Source organism: Henriciella sp. (assembly GCF_049649345.1).
Lineage (GTDB): Bacteria > Pseudomonadota > Alphaproteobacteria > Caulobacterales > Hyphomonadaceae > Henriciella.
On the sequence record NZ_JBARZC010000529.1, the window covers coordinates 1 to 6,264 of the forward strand.

A 6,264-nucleotide genomic window follows, 5' to 3' on the forward strand; every position below is an offset into this window, starting at 1 on the left:
ACCTCCCCCCTCGACCCTGAAATCGCACGCTTCATCGAAGCCCTCGCCGCGGAAGGCCTGCGCCTCTCAGGTGGCCAGCCGGTCAGCCGGGCCCGCCGCCGCGAGATCGCCGAAGAGGCCCGCAAACGCTGGACAGAGGGCGGCCCGGACATGGCGCAGACCATCAACGCCCGCACGCCCGGCGGTCAGCGGGTCCGCATCCACATTCCGGACGGCGCGCGCGAGGATGCTGCACTCCTATACCTGCATGGCGGCGGCTGGACCCTGTTCAGCATCGACACGCATGACCGCCTGATGCGCGAATATGCAGACCGGTCCGGCCTGATCACCATCGGCCTCGACTATTCACTGTCGCCGGAAGTGAAATTCCCCGTCGCGCTCGATGAGATCGAGACCTGTATCGACTGGATCATGACCGAAGGCGCAGGGCAGGATCTCGCCATCGAAAACGTCTTTATTGGCGGTGATTCAGCGGGCGGAAATCTCTCGCTCTGCACGGCCCTGCGCCTGCGCGACAGGGGCAAGCCGCTCCCTGCCGGTCTCCTCCTCAACTATGCCGCGCTCGACATGGCCATCCGCGAGTCGCACAGCCTCTATGACGGCGTGCCCTACATGCTCGAAACCGAGGAGATGAAGGATTTCTGGACCGACTATCTCTCCCTCGGCGACGAGACCAATCCCTATGCCCGCCCGCTTCTCGCAGACCTCGCCGGCCTGCCGCCCGTCCATCTCTGCATCGCCGAATGCGATATCCTGCTCGATGAGAATCTCGAGCTTGCAAAGCGCCTCGAACAGGCAGGCGTCGAGGTCGATAGCCAGGTCTACAAAGGTGTCACCCACAGCTTCCTCGAAGCGATGAGCATTTCGGAACGCGCGCGAACCGCTATAGAGAACGGTGCAGACTGGTTGAAACAACAGGCCTGACTTATGGCAGACCTCCATGCAGACGTCTCACGCGCGCAAATGCTGGACTTCGCAGCCGCCTATCCGCTCGCCTGGATCGTGCCCTATGCCGATCCGTCTGCGGCGCTGCTGATGCCGGTGCTGATCGAGACGAATGAGGCCGGCGCGCCGCAGAGCCTGCTCGGCCACCTGCCGCGCACCCATGACGCCACAACATGTCTCGCCGAAGATGGCCGCACTGCCGTGCTGTTTCTCGGCCCCAATGCCTATATCCCGCCGGGCTGGATCCGGAAGAAAGACTGGGCGCCGACCTGGAATTTTGTCTCTCTGAAAGTCACGGCGACGGCAAAAACCGATACTGAACTCACCCGCCACGCCGTCGAAACCCTTGTCGATCATATGGAGGGCGACCGCTGGAGCGTTGCAGAAATGGGCGCGCGCTATCAAGGCCTGCTCAGAGGCATCATCGGCTTCCGCGCCGCCATCGAGACGCTGACGCCCCGCTTCAAGACAGGCCGCGACGAAACCGCCGAATCCTATGCTGATTTACGCCAGGGCCTTGCCGGCCACCCGCTCATAGACTGGATGGAGTAAGCCTTGGATCAGATTTCCGCTATTGTTGAAGCCATCGGCGCCTGGCTCGCAGGCCTCGTCTTCTCCTCCGTCACCATCCTCGGCGTGGACATCCAGCTCATCGTGATCTGGCTCTTCTCCGGCATGCTCTTCTTCACCCTCCGGCTCGGCTTTCTCAATATTCGCGGCTTCACCACCGGCTTCGACGTGCTGCGCGGCAAATATGAAGACAAGACCGCGCCCGGCGAACTCTCCGCCTTCCAGGCGCTGTCGACGGCGCTCTCGAGCACGGTCGGCCTCGGAAATATCGCCGGCGTCGCCATCGCCATTGCGGTGGGCGGCCCTGGCGCGGCCTTCTGGATGATCTGCATCGGCTTCTTCGCGATGAGCCTCAAATGCGCCGAAGTCGTCCTCGCCGTGAAGTATCGCGTCACCCATGAAGACGGCAGTATCGCCGGCGGACCGATGTATTATCTCTCGCGCGGGCTTGCCGAGCAGAACCGCCCCATCCTCGGCCGCATCCTCGGCACATTGTTCGCCGTCTTCGCGCTGTTTGCGTTCATCCAGGTGATCCAGGTCAACCAGTCCTATGCCCAGCTGACCGAAGTCACCGGGCTTGAACGCGGCGGCGCATCGGCCCTCATCTATGGCCTTGTCATCGCCGCCGTCGCCGCCCTCGTCCTCATCGGCGGGGCCAAATCAATCGGGCGGGTGACGTCCAGGCTGACGCCGCTGATGTGCGCGATCTACCTGATCGGCGTGCTGATCGTGCTCGCTATCAATGCGCCTGCCGTGCCCGGCGCCATCGCAACCATGGTGACAGACGCGTTCAACCCCAGCGCAGCGGCAGGCGGCATTGTCGGCGCCTTCGTCGCTGGCATGCGCCGGGCGGTCTATTCAAACGAAGCCGGGGTCGGCAGCGCCTCCATCGCCCACGCCATCGTCAAGACGCGCCATCCGGCCTCCGAAGGCTTCGTCGCCCTGATCGAACCCTTCATCGACACCATCATCATCTGCACAGCCACAGCGCTTGTCATCATCACGACCGGCGTCTGGGATGATGGCTATGGCGACATCGCCATGACGTCAGCCGCCTTCAGCACCGTCTCCGTCTGGTTCCCATACGTGCTCGCCGTATCGGTCACGCTCTTTGCCTTCTCGACCATTCTCGCCACCGGCTATTATGGCCTGCGCGCCATCGACTATCTCACCGGTCACTCCTCGCTCGCGCGGAAGATTTACCTCTGCTTCTATTGCGGACTGCTGCCGGTCGGCGCGATCGTGAATGTCGAGACGGTGACCAACCTCATCGATTCGATGTTCTTCCTGCTCTCGCTGCCAAACCTGATTGGTGTCTATCTCATGCACAATGTGGTGAGCCGCGAGATCGGTATTTTCCGCGACTATGCGAAGACCTATCGCGAAGCCTCTGCCTGAGCCGCTAGCGGGTCGCGCTCATACTCGATCCCCGCCGCCTCCAACACACTGATGGCAGGCGCCATCGCGTCCCGCACGTTCCGCCAGCGCCCGATCGAGCCTGTATAGACCGGCTGGCGCACCTGGACTGAACTTGCGGTCGCCACAGGCGCGGCATTCTCATGAAAGCTCAGGCATTGCGGCTCGAACTCCAGCTCGCAAAAGCCGAGCAGCCGGCGCGTCTCGCGCTCAAGCTCCAGCACAAGATCCTCATACCAGACCTCGGTAAAGCGCTCGCCCGGCAGCGCGGCTCTGAACGCGCCGATCATCCGGTCGAACCCGGCATAATATTTCGCCGTGTCCTCAAGGCTGAGGGCGTAATTGTAATAAGCGAACGTCGTCGCAAAAAGCTGGCGGTAATTCGACAGGATCGCATCGAGCGGGCTTCGCCTGAGACAAATCACCCGCGCCTCGGGCAAGGCTTTCAGGATGAGCGGCGCGTAAAACGCATTGAGCGGCATCTTGTCGACAAACCGGCCCTCGATCTGCAGCGTCTCACGCACCTGGCGCACATAGGCCTCGCCCACCGCCGCCAGATCGACGCGTCCTGCCGCCTCCAGCGTTTCGACGTCCAGTACAAAGCGCGACGGCGTCCTCGCCGCGCGTTTCAGGCAGAGCGCAAAGTCGGTCAGCTCGCCCGCGGACGTCACTTGCGAGTGGGAGGACAAGACCCGGTCAAGCAGTGTCGTGCCCGTGCGCGGCATGCCGACGATGAAAATGGGCTGGGCTGATGACCCGCCTTCCGGACCGGCAAACGCCGCCGTGCGGATCGCGGCATCGAACAGCCTCTCATCCTGGCTGAAGTCATAATCGAGCGCCGCGCGCTTGGCCGCCTTGCCCTCGCCGAACGCCGCCATCGCCTTCTCGGCCTGGCCAAGATCCTCATATGTCTTGGCGATCGCATGCGCGAGATGCAGCCCCCGGTCCGCCTTGTCCGGCCTGCCATACGTCTCAAGCCGGCCATAAGCCGACTGCAGCGGCTCCAGCAGATTATCGTCTGCGCTTTGCCTGGAGACCTGCACCAGCCCCGTCATCGCGCGCACATCATCCGGATCGAGCCTGAGGCAAGCGCGATAGGCGGACTCGGCCTCATCCATCCGCCCCGCAAACTGCAGCGCCACGGCGAGATTATAATGCCGCTCGGCCATGTCCGGCGCCGCGGCCACAGCGCGCTCATAGAAGGGGATGGCCTTCTCGTGCAGCCCGGCCCGGCTATAGATCACGCCGATCGTATCGAGCGTCCAGGAGTCAGCCTCGCCCACCTGCCCTGCCGCCGCATCTGCCGCCGCCACAGCCTCGCCCCGCCGCGACAGTGCAATCAGGCTTCGCCCCTTCTGCGCCAGCGCCGACGCCTTGCCGGGACGCAGCGCCAGAACGCGGTCATAAAGCTCGATCGCCTTGACATGATTGTCATGATCAGCCGCGATCACACCCAGCAGCAGCAGGGCCTCATCGACCTCACGATCTTCCTGCACAGCCGCGATGCAGAGGGCGTGCGCCTCTTGATACCGCTTGTCCAGAATCAGTGATCTTGCAGGAGCGAGGTCTGTGCGGCGCATCAAGTGTCCAAATATTGATCAGTCGTAGACTACAATTGTCACAGATTGCGTAAATGCCGCAAGCTTCTGCCCGTCCTGCCTTTACGCCCGAGCCATCGCGGAAACTAACTCTCAACCAGGGCGTCCCCATTCAATCAAGCCGGGGGACCGGTAGGAGGAGTATTATGTCGAAACAGATATTCATGCTGGGCGTCAGTGCCCTGGCATTGAGCACGATTGCACCCGTTGCGGTCGCGCAGGATGGCGAGCCGGTCGAAACCGAAGCGCGCCAGCAGACGATCACGGTGACCGCCACACGCCGCGAAGGTACGGTTCAGGACGTGCCGATCAATATCGCAGCCGTCGGCGCCGAACAGATCGAGGAGCAGGGCATCAGTGAACTGTCCGACCTTCTCTCCTTCGTTCCGGGCATCAATATCGTCGACCGCGGCGCGCGCCAGGGCAACCCGATCATTGTGCGCGGCATCAATGCCGACCCGATCGGCTCGGGCGATGGCAATAATGATGGCGGCGGCACGGTGGCCACCTATCTCGGCGAAGTTCCGCTCTTCGTGGACCTCAAGCTCAATGACATGGAACGCGTCGAGGTCCTGCTCGGGCCGCAGGGGACGCTATATGGCGCAGGCACACTGGCCGGGGCGATCCGCTATATTCCGGTGAAGCCGAAATTCGGCGAGGATTCGCTCGAAGCGCGCGCCGATCTCTACATGTATTCCGAAGCCGAGGATTTCTCCTACGATACAGGCTTCACCTTCAACAAAGCCTTCGGCGACACCTTCGCGGTGCGCGGCTCGGTCGATTTCCTGGATGATTCCGGCTTTGTCGATCAGCCCTTCCTGCTGCGGGAAGTGGGCGTGTCCAATCCCGATCCGGACTTCTCCGATCCGGCCGCTGTGTCCGCCAATCTGCGCAGCGAAGAAGACGTCGATACAGAAGAAGCCGTCTCCGGCCGCATCGCCGCGCGCTGGGAACCGACGAACTGGCTCGACGGCACACTGACCTATTACTTCCAGGATGTGGATGTCGGCGGGCGCCGCATTTCGTCCAAGCGCGCTGTCTATCCGGGCGCCGGCCCTGAGATCTTCTCTGCCGGCGACTTCGAGAACGGCAAGCGCGTGCCAGAGCCGAACACGATCAAGAATGAGCTTCTGGCGCTCGAAGTCATCGCTGACCTCGGCTTTGCGGAACTGACCTCGGCGACCGGCCTTTCCAAGTTCGAGGATGATGGTCAGCGCGACCAGAACGATCTTCTCGTTTCGCTGGAATACTCCTACGAGCTCTTCCCGGCTTTTGGCTCAGTCACACGCGAAGTTGGCGAAACCGAAACCTTCACGCAGGAACTTCGCCTCGTTTCGACGATGGACAGCCGCTTTAACTGGATCGTCGGCGGGTTCTATTCGGAATCCGACAATGCCGGCTTCTCGGCCGAATTCACGCCGGGCTATGACACCTATGCGATCAATGAACTCGGCTTTGATTTCCTCGTCGATCGCCCGGACGATCTTGAATATTATTCGACAGGACGCACCGAGCTTGAGGAATCTGCGCTCTTCGGCGAACTCGGCTACGAGATTACCGACAAATGGTCGGTCACCGTCGGCGCCCGGTATTATGATTATGAGCTGAAGGATACGAGCACGGTCGATTTCCCGCTTTTCGACCTCGACTTCGTTCCGCCGACACTCGACGAGATCAAGAACGCCGAGACCGAACTGGCGCAAGCTGAAGACGGCACGCTCTTCAAGTTTAACAC

General features: G+C 62.0%; 5 protein-coding genes. 4 read left to right on the top strand and 1 reads right to left on the bottom strand.

Features of this window, described 5'->3' with window-relative positions; translation table 11 throughout:
• From WA989_RS14565 to WA989_RS14575, 3 genes are all read left to right on the top strand, one after another.
• Positions 1-924: alpha/beta hydrolase (locus WA989_RS14565; RefSeq protein ID WP_424341207.1), on the top strand; the 924-nt coding region annotated here is incomplete at its 5' end.
• A gap of 3 nt (positions 925-927) precedes the next feature.
• Positions 928-1,497 carry an FMN-binding negative transcriptional regulator gene (locus WA989_RS14570; RefSeq protein WP_424341208.1) on the top strand — a complete coding sequence of 190 codons (570 nt, stop codon included), beginning with the start codon at positions 928-930 and terminating at the stop codon, positions 1,495-1,497.
• A gap of 3 nt (positions 1,498-1,500) precedes the next feature.
• On the top strand, positions 1,501-2,913 hold the full coding sequence (locus WA989_RS14575; protein ID WP_424341209.1) for an alanine/glycine:cation symporter family protein: 1,413 nt from the start codon (positions 1,501-1,503) through the stop codon (positions 2,911-2,913).
• Here WA989_RS14575 and WA989_RS14580 read toward each other — a convergent pair.
• On the bottom strand, positions 2,892-4,511 hold the full coding sequence (locus tag WA989_RS14580; RefSeq protein ID WP_424341210.1) for a sulfotransferase: 1,620 nt from the start codon (positions 4,509-4,511) through the stop codon (positions 2,892-2,894). The two genes, WA989_RS14575 and WA989_RS14580, sit on opposite strands and share 22 nt — an antisense overlap.
• A gap of 164 nt (positions 4,512-4,675) precedes the next feature.
• Between WA989_RS14580 and WA989_RS14585 the strand changes: the two genes are divergently transcribed.
• Positions 4,676-6,264: TonB-dependent receptor (locus WA989_RS14585; protein WP_424341211.1), on the top strand; the 1,589-nt coding region annotated here is incomplete at its 3' end.

Bases quoted from the DNA above. Each gene is read 5' to 3' on its own strand.
- WA989_RS14570 (WP_424341208.1), top strand. From the start codon at position 928: ATGGCAGACCTCCATGCAGACGTCTCACGCGCGCAAATGCTGGACTTC.
- WA989_RS14580 (WP_424341210.1), bottom strand. From the start codon at position 4,511: ATGCGCCGCACAGACCTCGCTCCTGCAAGATCACTGATTCTGGACAAG.